General features: G+C 58.0%; 12 protein-coding genes. 9 read left to right on the forward strand and 3 right to left on the reverse strand.

Going from position 1 to position 17,100, the window contains the following annotated elements:
- Positions 1 to 268: 268 nt before the first annotated feature.
- The 3 genes from ABWP92_RS01870 to ABWP92_RS01880 all read right to left on the reverse strand — a co-directional run bounded on the left by ABWP92_RS01870 (position 269) and on the right by ABWP92_RS01880 (position 3,250).
- Positions 269 to 559 carry a co-chaperone GroES gene (locus tag ABWP92_RS01870; RefSeq protein ID WP_353233640.1) on the reverse strand — a complete coding sequence of 97 codons (291 nt, stop codon included), beginning with the start codon at positions 557 to 559 and terminating at the stop codon, positions 269 to 271.
- 295 nt (positions 560 to 854) lie between these two features.
- Positions 855 to 1,745 carry an NAD(P)-dependent oxidoreductase gene (locus ABWP92_RS01875; RefSeq protein WP_353233641.1) on the reverse strand — a complete coding sequence of 297 codons (891 nt, stop codon included), beginning with the start codon at positions 1,743 to 1,745 and terminating at the stop codon, positions 855 to 857.
- A gap of 38 nt (positions 1,746 to 1,783) precedes the next feature.
- Entirely contained in the window at positions 1,784 to 3,250 is a 1,467-nt protein-coding gene (locus tag ABWP92_RS01880) for an aldehyde dehydrogenase (protein WP_353233642.1), read from the reverse strand.
- Positions 3,251 to 3,383: 133 nt separating this feature from the next.
- Between ABWP92_RS01880 and ABWP92_RS01885 the strand changes: the two genes are divergently transcribed.
- The 9 genes from ABWP92_RS01885 (at position 3,384) to ABWP92_RS01925 (ending at position 17,075) form a co-directional block, all read left to right on the forward strand.
- Positions 3,384 to 4,121, forward strand: a complete 738-nt coding sequence (locus tag ABWP92_RS01885; protein ID WP_353233643.1) for an IclR family transcriptional regulator — start codon at positions 3,384 to 3,386, stop codon at positions 4,119 to 4,121.
- A 112-nt stretch (positions 4,122 to 4,233) separates the two neighbouring features.
- The gene (gene sbcD / locus ABWP92_RS01890) at positions 4,234 to 5,478 is read left to right on the forward strand and encodes an exonuclease subunit SbcD (protein ID WP_353233644.1); all 1,245 of its coding nucleotides are present in this window, start codon (positions 4,234 to 4,236) and stop codon (positions 5,476 to 5,478) included.
- The gene (locus ABWP92_RS01895; RefSeq protein WP_353233645.1) at positions 5,475 to 8,981 is read left to right on the forward strand and encodes an AAA family ATPase; all 3,507 of its coding nucleotides are present in this window, start codon (positions 5,475 to 5,477) and stop codon (positions 8,979 to 8,981) included. The genes sbcD and ABWP92_RS01895 overlap by 4 nt, the downstream gene beginning before the upstream one ends.
- 386 nt (positions 8,982 to 9,367) lie before the next feature.
- The gene (locus tag ABWP92_RS01900) at positions 9,368 to 9,748 is read left to right on the forward strand and encodes a DUF2304 domain-containing protein (protein WP_353233646.1); all 381 of its coding nucleotides are present in this window, start codon (positions 9,368 to 9,370) and stop codon (positions 9,746 to 9,748) included.
- Entirely contained in the window at positions 9,741 to 11,210 is a 1,470-nt protein-coding gene (locus ABWP92_RS01905; RefSeq protein WP_353233647.1) for a mannose-1-phosphate guanylyltransferase/mannose-6-phosphate isomerase, read from the forward strand. The genes ABWP92_RS01900 and ABWP92_RS01905 overlap by 8 nt, the downstream gene beginning before the upstream one ends.
- A 6-nt stretch (positions 11,211 to 11,216) precedes the next feature.
- Positions 11,217 to 12,020: an ABC transporter permease gene (locus tag ABWP92_RS01910; RefSeq protein WP_353233648.1), complete on the forward strand. Its 804-nt coding sequence runs from the start codon at positions 11,217 to 11,219 to the stop codon at positions 12,018 to 12,020.
- A complete protein-coding gene (locus ABWP92_RS01915) occupies positions 12,020 to 13,234 on the forward strand; it encodes an ABC transporter ATP-binding protein (protein ID WP_353233649.1) in 1,215 nt (404 codons plus the stop codon). Before ABWP92_RS01910 ends, ABWP92_RS01915 begins: the two co-directional genes overlap by 1 nt.
- On the forward strand, positions 13,231 to 14,844 hold the full coding sequence (locus ABWP92_RS01920) for a methyltransferase domain-containing protein (protein WP_353233650.1): 1,614 nt from the start codon (positions 13,231 to 13,233) through the stop codon (positions 14,842 to 14,844). Before ABWP92_RS01915 ends, ABWP92_RS01920 begins: the two co-directional genes overlap by 4 nt.
- Complete coding sequence (locus ABWP92_RS01925) at positions 14,841 to 17,075, forward strand: glycosyltransferase family 4 protein (RefSeq protein ID WP_353233651.1); 2,235 nt, start codon at positions 14,841 to 14,843, stop codon at positions 17,073 to 17,075. The genes ABWP92_RS01920 and ABWP92_RS01925 overlap by 4 nt, the downstream gene beginning before the upstream one ends.
- The last annotated feature ends 25 nt before the right edge of the window (positions 17,076 to 17,100 follow it).

Here is a 17,100-nt window from a genome sequence, read left to right on the forward strand (position 1 = left end):
CGGTGGGGGCGCCGAACGAACGCTCGAGCACCACGTTGCGGCCCTTGGGGCCCAGAGTTACCTTGACGGCGTTGGCGAGAATGTTCACGCCTTCAACCATGCGGGCGCGCGCTTCGCCGCCGAAAACTACGTCTTTTGCTGCCATTTGAGGCTCCTGAAAGAAATTCTTGAAATTGAGATCAAAAAGGGGATGACCCTTGCTGGAAAAAGAAAGCGTGGCGGGCGGCGGCCTGTCCGGGATCGGCGCAATGGCGGCCGCGCGGCGGCTTTATTTCTCGACAACAGCGAACAGGTCGTCTTCCTTCATCACCAGCAGTTCGTCGCCAGCCACCTTGACGGATTGGCCGGAGTACTTGCCGAACAGAACGCGGTCGCCGACCTTCACGTTCAGGGCGATCAGGGCGCCCTTGTCGTCACGCTTGCCGGGGCCGACGGCCACGACTTCGCCCTGGTCAGGCTTCTCGGCGGCGCTGTCGGGGATCACGATGCCCGAAGCTGTCTTGGTTTCGTTCTCGAGGCGCTTGACGATCACGCGATCGTGCAGGGGACGCAGATTCATACCTACTCCTGATATTTCAACTGGATTGAGAGAAGAAGCCGGCCTGGATGACCCGGACCGGCATTGCAACTGTGTGCCTTTGGTGTTTGTTAGCACTCAAGGGCATCGAGTGCTAATAATAAGGCATTTCTTTGGCATTTCAAGAGGTCTGTACATCTTGAAAGGTGATTGGATGCTCTCCGCCGGAAGGCTGCATGCTGGCCGCTGCGGTGGAAAACAAAAACGAGGGAACCCTCCACGGATTCCCTCGCTGTCAAGAAAGAAGAAAGGCTTCGGCAAACGCCGCCAAAGGGCGTCACGCCTTCCCGTGGGTCATCAGGGTGCTGATGACGGGGTGGTAGTTCTCGCCCTTGCCCGCCGCGATCGCCTCGTTGAACCAGCCGTCCACCACCTTGGCGCCGCGTGCGTCGACGCCGGTCTGCTGCGCGAGCTGCAGTGCGTAGTGAAGGTCTTTCTGGGCGTAGCGCACGGAGAATGCGCGCTCGGGGAATGCGCCCGGCAGCACGGCCTTCATTCCGTGGTTGCGCAGCGCAAAGCTGTCGGCCGAGCCCATCGACAGGGTGTTGAAGAGGACGTCGGGGTCCACCCCGGCGCGCTCGCCGATGGCCTTGGCTTCGCTGACGGCGACCACGGTCTCGAACAGCACCATGTTGTTGAGGATCTTGAGCACCTGGCCGCAGCCGACGGGGCCGCACAGGGCGATGTCGGATGCGAAGGTGGCGATCAGCGGCTCCACGCGGCTGAAGAGTTCCGGGCTGGCGCCGACCATCACGGCGAGCGTGCCCGCTTCGGCGGCGGCGCGGGTGCGCGCGACCGGCGCGTCCACCAGATGGGCCTGGCGCGCCGCGAACTCGGCGGCGAGCGCGCGGGTGGTATCGACCGCCGAGGTGCTGAGGTCGACCACGATCTGGCCGGCGCTGGCGTGCTCGAGCAGTCCGCCGGCATCGCGTGCCAGCTTGGCGACCACTTCACCGGAAGGCAGCGACAGGAAAATGACGTCGCACTGCTGCATGACCTGGGCGGGCGAGGCGGCGATCGTGGCCCCTTCGCTTGCCAGGCGCTCGAGCGGCCCGGCGTTCAGGTCGAAGGCCAGCACCGGCACGCCGGCCTTGCGGGTGAGGTTGCGGCACATGGGCTCGCCCATCACTCCCAGGCCGATGAAACCGATTTTTTGAATTTTGCGCATTGTGGATTGCCTTTGGAATATCGTGGATGCGGACGGCCTCAGGCGAGGGCGCCCATGCCGAAATAAATGCCCTTGGGCTGCTGGTACAGGCGCATGCCGTTGATGCCTTTTTCACGGCCGATGCCACTGTCCTTGAAGCCGCCGAACGGGGTGGCGATGGAAAGCTGCTTGTAGGTATTGATCCAGACCGTGCCTGCCTCCAGCGCACGGGCGACGCGCCAGGCGCGCTGGTAGTCGCGTGTCCAGACGCCGGATGCCAGTCCGAAGGCGGTGTCGTTGGCCTGGGCGATCAGGTCGTCCTCGTCGTCGAAGGGGATCAGGCACAGCACCGGGCCGAAGATTTCCTGCCGGGCGATGGCCGCCTGGTTGTCGATGCCGGCGACCACGGTCGGCAGGTAGTACGCGCCAGCGGCCAGGCGGGCGGCGTCGGGGCGCTGTCCGCCCACCAGGATGTCCGCGCCCGCCCGGCGGGCGGAATCGACCATGCCGGCGACCTTGTCCCGATGCGCGAACGTTGCCAGCGGGCCCATTTCCGCGCCCGGCGCATCGGGCAGATCCACCTTCAGCGCGCGGGCGGTGGCCACCAGCTTTGCGGCCACTTCGTCATATACGCCGCGCTGCACGAAGGCGCGCGAACCAGCTACGCAGGACTGGCCGCTGCCTTCGAAAATACCGCCCGCGAGCGCCGCCACGGCAGCATCCAGCGGGGCATCGTTGAAGACGATGTGCGGAGACTTGCCGCCCAACTCGAGCGCCACGGGCATCAGCTTGCGCGCGGCGGTTTCGGCAATGCGGCGACCGCTTTCCGTGCCTCCGGTGAAAGATACCATGCGCACCTTGGGGTGCTCCACCAGGGCAGCTCCCACCTGCGCCCCCGTACCCGCGAGGACATTGAGGATGCCGTCGGGCAGTCCGGCCTCGGTGGCGATCTCCGCCAGCAGCAACGCGGCGGACGGCGTGATCTCCGAGGGCTTGAGCACCACGGCATTGCCGGCGGCCAGGGCCGGGGCGACCTTCTGCGCCTCCATGGTCATGGGGGAGTTCCAGGGCGTGATGGCGGCGACCACGCCATACGGCTCATAGACCGACATCGACAGATAGTCCCCGCGCGAGGGCGTGACCTCGGAGCCGGTGGTCTCGCACACCGCCGCGTAGTAGCGGAACGTGGCGGCGGCGCTTTTCACCTGGGACTGGCATTCGCGCCAGACCTTGCCGTTCTCCAGCATCTGCAACTGCGCCAGCGCTTCGCTGCGGCGCTCCATGCCGTCGGCGATGCGCGACAGGATGGCGGCGCGCTGCGGCGGGAGCATCTGGCGCCAGGCTTTGCCGCGCGCCGCATCGTCGGCATTGCGCACGGCCGCGTCGGCAAGAGCCGCGCCCGCGGCAGCCACTTCGTAGTTGACGGCGCCGGTGGCCGGATTGATCGATACCAGTGGGGCGACGGCAGCCTCGCCGTCAACGGCCTGGCCGCCGATCCAGAGTTTCTTGGGAGTATGGGTGGTCATATTTACGGATGGGTTGTAGTTCTGTCAAACAGAATCTAAGTTCTGATTTTTAACATTCTAGGGTGTGGATTGGTTTGAAGTTCCTAGGGTTTTCATTAGCATCGCTGAAATTCTGTCTGTCAGAATGGAGCCAATGACAGCCCTCGATGCAAGCAAAAAAACTCTCTCCGCCGGCCACGCAGCCAACATGAGCGGCGTGGCGGCGGTGGAACGCGCCCTGGCCATCGCGGAGGCCCTGGTAAACGCGCGCCGTCCCTTGAATCTGACCGAACTGGCCGAGAGCACGGATCTTTACAAAAGCACCATCCTGCGCCTGCTGGTGAGCCTGGAGAGCTGCGGGCTGGTGGTGCGGCGCTCGGACCAGCGCTTTACCCTGGGGCCGTTCGCCATCCGCCTGGGGAAGGCCTACGACGCCTGCACGCCGCTGGAGGCGCTGCTGCAGCCTTTGATGGAGCAACTGGTGCGCGAGGGCATGGAAAGCCCTTCGTTTCACGTGCCCAACGACGCCAATACCCGGCTGTGCCTGCTGCGGGTCGACTCCCTGCATTCGACCCTGGACCGGGTGCGCGTGGGAGACCGGCTGCCGCTGCGCGCCGGAGCGCCGGGCAAGGTGCTCATGGGCGCCGCGCCCGATCCCCACGTTCGCGACATCAGCCCCTTGCTGCAGGTGTCCTTCGGCGAGCGGGACCCCAATTGCGCAGCCATCGCCGGCCCGGTGTATGGCCCCGGCCAGGTGCTCCTGGGGGCGCTGTCGTTCTCGGGGCCGCTGGACAGGTTCAACGCCGCATCGGTGAAGGTGATGGGGCCGCCGCTGCTGGCCGCCTGCCGGCAGGCGACGGCGCAGTTGGGAGGCCAGTGGCCCGAGGATTGAACGGCGCCGCCGGCGACCACATCCGGCCACCTCCGACAGTCGGGGGGCATCGACAGACAAGACTCTTCGGGAACAGGCAGCATGCCGCCCTGGCGGCGCGGCCTCATGAGCAATGCGAATCCTTCACACATCCGACTGGCATCTGGGCCAGAACTTCATGGGCAAGAGCCGGCAGGCCGAACATGCCGCGCTCATCGCATGGCTGCTGCGGCAGGTCGACGAGCATGGCGTGGACGCCGTGCTGATCGCGGGGGACATCTTCGACACCGGCGCGCCGCCCAGCCATGCGCGCGAGCTCTACAGCGAACTGATCGTGCGCCTGCATGCGGCGGGCGTGCAGCTTCTGCTCCTGGGCGGCAACCACGATTCCGTCGCCACGCTGCGCGAGAGCAGCGCGCTGGTGGAGCTGCTTCGCGCGTCGGTCGTGCCGTCGGCGGATGCGCCCGCTGAGCAGGCGCGGGTGCTGAACCTGCGCGGCTCGGGGCGCGCGGGCTGCATTGTCTGCGCGGTGCCCTTCATCCGGGCGCGGGATGTGCTCAAGACCGAATTCGGCCAAAGCGCCGAGGACCGGCAGCAGCAGCTTCTCACCGCGATCGAGCAGTTCTACGCGGCCACCTACGCGGCGGCCTGCGCGCTGCGTGAGCGCCTGATGGAGGAAGGCGGCGAGCGGCTTCCCATCATTGCGACCGGCCATCTGACGACCGTGGGCGCGAGCAGTTCGGAATCGGTTCGGGAAATCTACGTGGGGACGCTGGATGCGTTTCCCACGACCGCATTCCCGCCGGTGGACTATCTCGCGCTCGGGCACATCCACAAGCCGCAGAAGGTCGGCGGCAGGGAGCACATCCGCTACAGCGGCTCGCCGATCGCGCTGAGCTTTGACGAATGCATGCAGCAAAAGCAGATGCTGCTGGTCGATCTGGACGCCTCGGGGCTCACGTCCGTCAAGAGTCTCGAGGTGCCGGTGTTCCAGCGGATGCAGTCCGTGCGCGGCGATCTTGAAACGCTCGCCGGGGCGCTCGCGCGCATGGCCCAGGAAACCCCGCAAGGCAGCACCACCTGGCTGGAGATCACCGTCTCCTCGGACGACTACCTGCCCGATCTCCCCGCGCGCCTGCAGGCCATGGCGCAGGGGCTTCCACTGGAACTGCTGCGCATACGGCGCGAGCGCGCATCGGCCGCCGCGCAATTGTTCGACGTGGGCGGCGCGACGCTGGAGGAGCTCGATCCGCAAGAGGTTTTCACGCGGCGCCTCGAGGCCGAGCCCGACATGACGCCGCAGCTCAGGGAGCAGCTTGCCATGCGCTACGGGCAGGTGATCGCGGGCATGCGGGATGAAGAAGGCGGGCAGGCATGAAGATCCGCAGGCTGCACCTGAAGAACCTCAACTCGCTCAAGGGCGAATTCGACATCGACTTCACCCGGCCGCCATTTGCCGGGAACGGGCTGTTCGCCATCACCGGGCCGACGGGCGCGGGCAAATCCACCTTGCTCGACGCCATCTGCCTGGCGCTCTATCACGAGACTCCGCGCCTGAAATCCATTTCAGCGTCCAGCAACGAAATCATGACGCGCCACACCGCGGAATGCAGCGCCGAGCTGGAGTTCGAAGTGCGCGGCGAAATCTTTCGCGCATCGTGGAGCCAGCGCCGCGCGCGCGGCAAGGCTGATGGCGCGCTGCAGCCGCCCAAGGTCGAGCTGGCCAGGGGCGACGGCACGGTCATCACCACGCACGTCAATGACAAACTCAGGCGCGTCACCGACATCACGCGGCTGGATTTTCCGCGCTTCACGCGCTCCATGCTGCTGGCGCAAGGCGGTTTTGCCGCATTTCTCAATGCGTCGGCCAACGAGCGCGCCGAGCTGCTGGAGGAACTGACGGGCACCGAGATCTACGGCGAAATTTCCCGGCGCGTATATGAACGCGCCCAGGCCGAAGCCGCCGCCCTGGACAAGCTGCAATCGCGCGCGGACGGCATGGAGCTGCTCGCTGACGAACAACGCGAGGCGCTGGCCACGGAAATCGCCGAACTGGAGCGGCAGCAGGCGGCTGTCGCCGCGCAGGTACGGCAGCAACGCGAGCATCAGCAATGGCGCGCGAATGTCGAAGATACGCGCGGAGCCATGCATGCCGCCGTGGACAGAAGCGAACGCGCCGATGCCGCGCTGCGCGCGCTGGCCGAGGACATTCAGCGCCTGGAGCGCAGCGAGCCGGCGCAGGCCCTGCAGCCCGCGCATGCCGCGCTGAAGACGGCGCAACTCGCCCTGGCCGCGACGAGCGGGCAATCGGATCAGCGGCGGCGGGAACTGAAGCAGCGCGCGGAAGACGATGTGCGCGAGCATGTCGCGGCCCGGATGCTCGCCGCCCGGCTGGCCGCGCGGGCGCAGCGGCGCGCGGAGCTTCTCGCGCTCGAGCAGCATGAGGCGCGGGAATGGAGCGCCCGCCATGCGCACCATGCGGTTCTGGCCGAGCGCATCGGCGCTTGGCGCGAGCAATTCACGCACGTGCGCAAGCTGTGCGACGAGATTCGGGAACGGGAGCGCGCGGTGGCGGACATGGCCCGGCAGGAAATACAGGCGCGCGCCGAGCTCGATCGCCATGCCGGGGAACTGGCGAAGGCGCAAGGCGCGCTGGATCAGGGCCAGGCGAACCTGCTGGCATGTCAGGCCGCACAGGCCGGGGCGTTGGGCGAGCATACGCTGCCCGAACTGCGCCAGCAGTGGCAGGGCGCGGAGCAGCAGACGGCCATCATCGAGCGCCTGCGGAACATCGCGCAGCGCCGCCGCGACATCGCGTCCGAGCGCGAGGCCCTGGTGATCCAGTATCGCGGGCATTCCTCGCACATCGCGCAGCTCGAACCCCGCCTCCTGGAGCTGGACGCCACGCGCAGCCGCCTGGCGGGCCGGATCGAAGACAAGCAGCAACTGCTGGAGCAGGAGCGCGTGATCCGCAGCCTGTCCGAGCACCGCCAGCACCTGAAGCCCGGCGAAGCATGCCCGCTGTGCGGCGCGACCGAGCATCCGGCGATCGCCGGCTATCAGGCGCTGGATTCCTCGGCGACCCAGTCCGCCCTGCTTGCGCTCAAGCAGGAACTGGCGGATGCGGACCAGCAGCGGCAGGCCGCCTCCGCGCAACTGGCCGGTGTGCGCGAAAAAGCACAGCAATGCGTGGCGCGCGGCCAGCAGTTGAATGCCCAGGCGCAACAATGCCAGAACCAATGGGACGAGCAGCGCCCCTCGCTTTGCGATGCCGATGCCTTGGATGCAGAAGGCTGGCAACAGACGGATGCGCTGGACCGCGCCCAGGCCCGGGCCATCGCGCGGGCCGAGGCATCGCTGCATACCCTGCAATCGGCGGAACACGGCGAGCAACAACTGCAGCAGGCCAGGCAACGGCAGGCGGCGCTGGCCGACGCGCTCCATGCAGCCCGCGAAGGGCAGATCCGGGCCGAGCAGCGCGTGCAGTCGCTGCTCGACACCATGCGGGAGAGCGCGCAGCAACTCGCGCGCCTGAAGGCCAGCCTCGGCGAAGCGCAATCGCAGTTCATGTCCTCCGTTCGATCCGCGGGCTTCGCCGATCTGGCGGAGTTTCCCGAAGACGCGAGCCTGTGGCTGGATGAACGCGAGGCAGAGCGCGCTGCCTGGCAAGCCGCGCAGCAACGCCAACAGACGCTGGCGCAGGAGCTCGCGCTCCAGCAGTCGGTATGCGAGCAGGCAACGGCCCAGCTTGCGCAATGGACCGGTCGGCTGCAGGCGCTCGCGCCGGATACCGTCGACGGCCTGCCGCAAGATGCGCCGGCCGAAGTCGTGGATGAAGCCGTGGACGAAGACGATAGCGAAGATGGCATCGGAACAGATCTTGCCCAGGCGCTGGAGCAAACCAGCGCGCGCATCCAATCGCTTGCCGCGCAGCGCGCCCAATTGCAGGGCAGCATCGCGGAACTGGAGGCCGCGCTGGCGCAGCAGCAAGGCGCATGCGGGCAAGCCGACAGCCATTGGCGGGAGAGCCTGCGCTCAAGCCCCTTCAGTGATGAACAGGCCTATCTCGACGCGCTGCTTCCTTGCGATGAGCGCGAACGCCTGCAGCGCACCAGGCAAACCGCCGAGCAGGAGCAAAAAGTAGCCACGGAACTGCTGGCCGCACAAACAGCAAGGCTGGGCGCGCTCGAAGCCAAGCAGCTGACGGCATCTTCGGCCCAGGAGCTCGCGCAATCCATCGCCGCGCTGGAAGAGTCGGCAAGGCTTTTCAGCGAGCAACTGGGCAGCAGGCGGGCGCTGATCGAGCGCGACCGCCAGTTGCGCGAAAACCAGCGCGAGCTGACGGGCCAGATCCAGGCGCAGGAAAAAGAACTCGAAATCTGGCGCCGCCTGGACGGCCTCATCGGCTCAGCCAAGGGCGACAAATACCGCCGCTTCGCGCAGGGGCTCACGCTGGATCATCTGCTCGCCCTGGCCAATCGCCAGTTGGCGCGCCTGCACGGCCGATACCTGCTGCGGCGCAAGGGACTGGGCGAGCTGGAGCTGGAGATCGTCGACCAATGGCAGGCCGACGCGACCCGCGACACACGCACGCTCTCCGGCGGCGAGAGCTTCCTGGTCAGCCTCGCGCTCGCGCTGGCCCTGTCCGACCTGGTCAGCCACAAGACATCGATCGACTCGCTGTTCCTCGACGAAGGATTCGGCACCCTGGACGCCGAAACGCTCGACGTGGCCCTCAACGCCCTCGACACCCTCAACGCCTCGGGAAAGATGGTCGGCATCATCAGCCACGTGGAAGGATTGAAGGAACGGATACCGACGCAGATCCGGGTGGAGAAGGGGAGCGGAATGGGCTGCTCGCGGTTGAGTATTTCGTCCTGATGGCGTGATGTGATTTCGTGACAGCCTGTTCAGGCTTGCGTTGACGCGTGCTGCTTCATCGCTCTTTCATGGCGGTGGCACGCGCGGTTATGGAAGAGCGCATAGGCGTGTGATTAATATTCAATCGGTAAATATTCTTAAAAAATGTTATTTTCTGACTGATAGATATTTACTATTGCGCTTTTTTGATTCGGCTCAGTTAAGCCTTCGGCCTACAATAAACGATTTAGTTCAATCCGGAAGCGGGTTCAATAGGATACGTAGAAGAAGTTTCGCATTGACTACTTCTTGTGTGGCTGGCTCAAGTTCGGTGCGCAAGGGCGCTTGCGGTCATCGCGGGACTTCATCTGTAGCGCGATCCTCTTCCGCTGGAACCAAAGGCTGATATGGCGTCTTTGCAAACCACCACCATGCTTCTTGGCGTGGGGTTGGCGATTCTGATTTTGTACCTGATTCGCCGCGATCACCTTTACTTGATGCACGGCCTGTTCTGGGGTGCCGTGGCGATCGCGGCAGCCGTGCTCGGTTCCTGGCCCGGTTTGATCGACAAGCTCGCCCATGTCGTGGGAATCTTTTATCCACCGACGCTTGTGTTGCTTTTCGCTTGCATTGTCCTGTTCATCAAGGCACTTCATGCCGACATGATGAATACGCGCATTGAACGTGATGTGCGGCGCCTGAATCAACGTTTGGCCATGCTGGAATCCGATATGGAAAATCTTTCAGAGACCAAGGCTTCATTTCCCCAATCCCGTTTTCATGACTGATCATTTATTACCCGTCATTTTGTGCGGCGGCGCAGGGACGCGCCTTTGGCCGTTGTCGCGTGAAACTTTCCCAAAGCAATTTCATGCGCTGGCAGGAGAAGCAAGCATGCTTCAGGATACGGCCACGAGACTGAAGGATTTCAACTGCGATTTTCCGATAGCAGCGGCACCCATGCTCGTTTGTAATGTGGAACATCGTTTCCTGGCAGCAAGTCAGTTACAGGAAATCGGAATAGACCATGCACGGATCCTCCTGGAACCCATGGGGCGCAATACCGCGCCGGCACTGACCATTGCCGCTTTGCAAATTATTGCGGATGGAGCTGATCCCGTCATGCTTGTGATGCCTGCGGATCATGTGATTGCTGACCTGCACGCATTCCAGTCCGCCGTAAAGATAGCCCATACGGCAGCACTTGACGGCGATATCGTGACCTTCGGCATTGTCGCTGACAGACCCGAGACAGGGTACGGCTATATCCGGCACGGCGAGGAGAGCAGGGCTGGCGCATATGAGGTAAAGAGCTTTGTGGAAAAACCGGATGCCGAGCGCGCAAGCCAGTATCTCGCGGCGGGCAACTATCTCTGGAATAGCGGCCTCTTTGTTGTTCGCGCCAGTGTGTGGCTTGAGGCAATGAGGCATTTCAGAGCGGACATTCTCAGCGCCTGTGAGCAGGCAATGGCATGCGCCCAATGCGATATGGACTTTGTGCGTCCGGATACGCAAACGTTCGAGTCCAGCCCTTCTGACTCGATCGACTATGCCGTGATGGAAAAACTACCTCAGTCTCCAGCGTTGGGCATTCACGCCCGAGTGGTGCCTCTGAATGCAGGATGGTCAGACCTTGGTGCATGGGATGCCTTGTGGAGCGTGCGTGAGCGCGATGAAAAGGGCAATGCGCTCATCGGCAACACCGTTCAGCATGGGTGTCGCGATTCGTTGCTGCTCTCCAGTAGCCGCATGGTGGCTGGCGTAGGCCTCGAGCACATTGCCGTAATAGAGACCCCCGATGCGATTCTTGTTGCGGATATGCGCCGAACCCAGGAGGTCAAGCAGATCGTTGCCCATCTGCAGAAATATGGGCAAAGCCTGGCGCACTCGCATCGCAAAGTGCATCGCCCTTGGGGTTGGTATGACAGCCTCGACTACGGTGACAGGTTTCAGGTGAAGCGCATCGTTGTGAATCCCGGTGCAAGTCTGAGCCTGCAAATGCATCACCATAGGGCGGAACACTGGGTCGTGGTGCGTGGCACGGCCGAAGTCACCAATGGCGAGAATGTGACGCTGCTTGGTGAGAACGAATCGACGTTCATCCCGTTGGGGCATGTGCATCGGCTAAGGAATCCCGGAAAGATGCCGCTCGAAATCGTGGAAGTGCAATCAGGCAGCTACCTGGGTGAAGACGACATCGTCCGTTTCGAAGACACCTACGGCCGCTCCGTGGAACCCGCAGGGGCTTGACGACAGATGCCAGATTTAGCCATGTTTCGCGCCCTATGGGCCTACCGCGGATTTATCTGGAGCAGCGTAATGCGCGAGTTCCATGGCAAATACCGAGAATCATTGTTGGGGGCCTTCTGGTCGGTGGCCAACCCCCTGACCATGATCGTTATCTATACGGTTGTTTTTGGACAACTCATGCGATCCACGCTGCCCGGACACGAAAGCACCCCATTCGCGTTCAGTATCTATTTATGCGCTGGCATCAGCAGCTGGAATCTTTTTTCGGAAATGCTTGGCCGGTTGAACAGCGTGTTCATACAGAACGCCAATCTTATCAAGAAAGCCAACTTCCCGCGTATCTGTCTGCCGGCCATCGTTGTATTGTCCGCGATGATCAACTATGGAATCTTATTGGCGCTGTATCTGATATTTCTTGCGATTATTGGTCACTGGCCGGGGGTAGCGTTGCTGGCGCTGGTGCCGCTGTTGATACTGCAAATCCTCTTTACCCTGGGGCTGGGTGTTTTCCTGGGAACACTGAATGTCTTCTTTCGAGACATAGGGCAACTTACCAGTGTGGCATTGCAGTTCTGGTTCTGGCTGACACCCATCGTCTACACCATTCCCGCCGCCTCGTCAAAGGCACGAATACTTCTAGAGTTCAATCCTCTGCAGCCATTGATCGCGGCTTATCAACAGATATTCCTGGATAGAACAGTACCGGCAATGGGTCCGCTTTTACCATTAATACTTCTCACCATCATATTCTTGTTGCTTGGTGCGGGATTCTTTCTGGCTCGAGTGGGTGAAATGGTGGACGAATTGTGATGAGAGCATTGACTGTCGCCGGTATTAGCAAGGCTTACAAACGCTATCCAAGTAAATGGGCGAGAGCTTGGGAATGGGTGAGCCGTCGAGTCACCCACGAGAAAACCTGGGTTCTGCGTGATATCAGTTTCACTGTTGAGCCTGGAGAAGCAGTTGGGATCATCGGCGTCAACGGAGCTGGAAAAAGCACTCTACTCAAGATCATCACGGGAACTACCCAGCCTACCAGTGGCAAGGTGCTCAAACATGGCCGTATTGCTGCATTGCTGGAGTTGGGCATGGGCTTTCATCCTGCATTTACCGGGCGGCAGAACGTATTCATGGCAGGGCAATTGTTGGGGCTCAAGCAAGACGAAATAGCTGCTTGCATGCCTGCGATCGAAGCTTTCGCAGAGATAGGGGACTATATCGACCGCCCGGTGCGCATGTATTCCAGTGGCATGCAGGTGCGTTTGGCATTCAGTGTGGCGACTGCGGTACGGCCTGATCTGCTGATTGTTGATGAAGCATTATCCGTTGGTGACGCCTACTTTCGGCATAAAAGCTTCAGCAAGATTCGCGAGTTCAGGGAGCAGGGGACATCCTTGCTGATCGTTTCCCATGATCGTGCTTCAATTCAAAGCCTGTGCGATCGTGCAATTCTGCTTGAGCGCGGTTTTGCCATCAAGGATGGTAGTCCGGAAGAAGTGATGGATTATTACAACGCGCTGATTGCAGAGCGCAAGAACTCCACAGTGCGGGTCAAGCAACTCGAGAGCGGGCGAAAGCAAACAATTTCCGGCACGGGGGAGGCTCGCGTTTTGTCTGCGGAACTGCTTAACGGCACGGATGAGCCCGTTGAGTGCATCAATGTAGGCGAGTCAATTCGACTCAAGATCCAGATCGAATTACATGCTGATCTGCCGGAATTGGTATGTGGATACATGATCAAGGATCGGCTTGGGCAAACAGTATTTGGCACCAACACCCATTTGATGGAGATACCCATTACGGATGTAAAACAGGGTGAAATACTAACGATTGTATTTTCATTTGATGCAAATATAGGTGTCGGATCCTACTCCATCAGTACAGCTTTGCATGTAAGTGACAACCATATCGCCGCAAATTACGAATGGCGTGATCTTGCACTCATATTCAATGTTGTAAATATGAATCGCAGGCGATTCACTGGTGGAAACTGGCTTCCGCCTCAAATTGAATTTCAAAGATGACATCAAGAGGATTTTACCGGGCATTTGAGGAGAGATATAGAGGGTCGCGCGAGCTCATTCGTAAACGCCTCACAGCCTATCTTCCATTCATAACGCCGCTACGTGATCTTTATCCTGATGCTCAGGTTATTGATCTGGGGTGCGGACGTGGCGAGTGGATTGAATTGCTTCGTGACAATGGTTTTGACGCAAAAGGTGTCGATCTCGATCGTGAGATGCTGGCGGCCTGTGATGAGCGAGGTCTCTCGGTAGTTGAAGGCGACGCCATTGCATGCCTGCAATCCCTCCCTGATTCATCTCAGTGCATTGTGTCTGGCTTTCACATTGCAGAACACATTGCTTTTAACGATCTGGAAAACCTTGTCATCCATGCTCTTCGTGTCTTGAAGCCTGGCGGGGTTTTGATCATGGAAACTCCCAATCCGGAAAACCTGGTGGTTGGGACGAATAACTTCTACCTTGATCCGACGCACATACGACCCATTCCTCCACTGTTATTGTCATTCATCCCTGAATATCACGGGTTTGACAGAGTTTGCACGGTTCGTCTGCAAGAGCGCTCAGAACTCAGAGAAAAACACAATATCAGTCTGATGGATGTGTTGAACGGCGTGAGCCCTGATTTCGGCATCGTTGCACAGAAGACGGCATCAGAAGATATGCGTAAGCTATTTGATGCTGATTTTTCAAAGGCATATGGTATCAAACTTGCGGACTTGGCAAATCGATACGACAAGAGAACGGAGGAACGACTAGGAATGCTTGATAGCCGCCTATCCAAGATCGAAGAGTCAGGCAAAATGCTCATGATGGTTTCTGAGCTACAGGATGAGATATTTAAAAAAACAGAAGAGCTGGTAGAGAAAAAGCACAAGATAGACAAACTGGAGAAAAAAATACGTGAGGGCAACCATGCTCGCCAGGTGGCACTTACTCGTGAAAAGGAGATGGCAACCCGGCTCAGAGATGCCAACATACGCCTTCAGGCTATAGATAAAAGTATTTCCTGGCGAATCACTGCACCTCTCCGTTGGGGCGGGAATGTATTGCACCCCGCAAGTATCCGTGATGTGATGCGCTCTGCAATATTCTATGTATTGGCAAGACCCGCATTGGCAGAAAAAATTAATAATATTGTTATACGACTGCCCTGGCTTCACGAGAGATTGAAATCAATCGCTGTATCTGAGTATGTATCTAAATCCTCGAAAAATAATTCTTTTGATGATTTTGTTCGGGATAAATTGATATTCCAATTAAAACCAGTGAGCGAGTTTCATTCTGTTGAGCGGGAAAGATTGAAGATATATACCAACGTGATGGAGGAGGTCATTGGCTCCTCAGGGATGAAGGTAAATATTGATTTGCTGCATGCCATTCGTAGTGGAGAGTCGATCGATCAAAAAGCAAGTCTCACTGAAGCAGATAGAGTGAATGCTGAAATTTTGGTGAGGCATATCTACATCGGTTTGTTGAGGCGATACCCAAACAAAGGTAATGAGCGTGCTTATGCGGCGCAAATGATTGCCGGTAAAACAGTGAAGTCGGTGATTGACAGGGTGCGATCCTCCGATGAATACAAGCTCAAGAACATCCAGCCGCAGATATGATTTACATTAATATAACGAATAGTTTCAACACCAGAAAATGGACTGGTATTCAGCGCGTGGTGAGGGAGGTGAGCCGTCATCTTCGTGCGCTACGCGAGGATGTAGCGCTCGTTATATTTAATAGTAGTGGCATGCACGTGCTCAATTCTATTGAGTCAATAAATGATTACTTCAAAGGCGTGCAATCTGAAGCCACATGCTCATTGAGCATTGAGGAAATAAATCCGGGTGACTTCATGCTGGACATGGACTCCACATGGGGTGATTATATTGACTATGCACCAATCATTTCAAAATTAAAAAAAAGAGGACTGGTGTACGTTAAGCTGCATCATGATGCAGTGCCTCTGCTTTTCCCTCAATACTGTGATAAGAATACGATTCTTAATTTCACCAATGATTTCTATACCGGGTTGAGGTATGCGGATCATTGGATATGTACTACACAGATAGTTAGGGCCGATCTGCAGAGGATTTTCCAAAAGATGAATTATGGAGAACCGCCTACCAGCATTGTTCCTCTAGGATCTGATATTGACTGTGGCGGTGTGGACGAGGGCGAAGGCGGTAGGTTCGACTTCTTGCGCGATCGGAAAGTAGTGCTGGCGGTCGGCACTATAGAACCTCGTAAAAACTACGACTTGGTGCTTGACTCGTTCGAACTCTATCAACAACAGCCACACGCAGATGGGACAGCATGCCTGGTGATGGTGGGGAAATCCGGCTGGAATAATGAAAAGATTAGACAACGCATAGCAGCTCATCCACGCCTCAACAAAGACATATTCTGGATTTCTGATGCAACGGATTCCGATCTGAATAATTTGTATGGCAATGCCTGGGCTTGTCTGTGCCTTTCTCACTATGAAGGGTTTGGCCTGCCTGCAGTTGAGGCACTTTCTCGACATGTGCCGGTGATCTGCATTGAGGGAAGTGCGATGCAGGAGGTGACCAAAGGATTGGGTTACCCTGTTGAGAAAAATGCAGATGCTGTCGCCGAAGCGCTTCATACTTACCTAAGCCCGAAAGAACCATCTCATATCAACAATTACGAAGCAACCACATGGGCTCAAACCGCTGAAGGGGTCAACGCTGTCTTTGAAAAATTGGCATTTCGAGATATAGGGTTTGAAGATGAGCCAACCCAGGTTGTCTATATATCGATCAGGCCAGAGAAAATAAAAAGATCGCTGGAGTCTGTAGCTCTTAGAATGAAATTCATTGATGAGGCTGTCGTTCTCACCTCTGATTCAGCTTATGCTGAAATGGGAGAGGCATTGCAATCCGTCAATATCAAGACTACCCTGCTGAAGGAGTCTGAAATAGGGCTTGCGCATCTTCCCGATGATCATGTGGAACGAAACATGCTGCTGCGCAAGGTGCTTTATTCTCAAGAGCAGATACGCAGCAATTTCATCGCCTTTGATGATGACTACGTGGCAATTGCCGAAATAGGTCTTGATATTTTCATGGAGAATGGAAAACACAAGGCCTATTACTTTTGGGAAAATGGATTCGAATGGCAAGGCGCCTTCCCCAAGCCGACGAGCTTCGATAAAGGAGTATGGCGGACGGTCGCCTATCTTGATGAGTCAGGGTACGATGTAAAACTATATAGCTCACATCAGCCGCAAATTATTAATAAAGGGCTGGCGAAATATATATACGACAAAACTAGCGGACTTGGCCTGGATGAGTGGAGTAGTTATTTTAATATAGCCAAGCATTTGAAATATGATAGATTTTTGAGCCATGAATACATCACTGCCGGATGGTCTGGAGACCACAACTCTTGGGTAGGTGATTTGGTTCCTTCACGTTGCTTATTTTACAACGATCCCTCCCTTGATGGTTCAATAGAGTCGTTCGAATTACAAGCATATAACTGGGTAAATTCCGCTGAAACTGCCTTGAGCTTAAAGAAAAAACAGAAGAAAAATGTTTTAGCAATCTCTATACATTCGAATCAGATTGTTTCTGATTCGAATTCGATGATTTGCACCGAGATTGATCGTATAAAAATACCCATAAGAGTTTATTCTGTTCTTTATAGCCTGGAATGGGAATTCCTGGGTAGGAAATTTACATTTGATTTTGAAAAATTACCCTCATTTATTTTTATTCCTGCGGGCGATTTGCGTGAAAATGGCGTTAGGAAATTTAATCTGAAAGTATCTGCTAAAAATCTTCATTGTCAAAATATGACAGCTAATTTAGATATCAATCTATAAGAACTAAGGGTGTATATCTATTTTC

The organism is Diaphorobacter ruginosibacter (assembly GCF_040396215.1).
In the GTDB taxonomy this organism is placed as follows: domain Bacteria; phylum Pseudomonadota; class Gammaproteobacteria; order Burkholderiales; family Burkholderiaceae_C; genus Diaphorobacter_A; species Diaphorobacter_A ruginosibacter_A.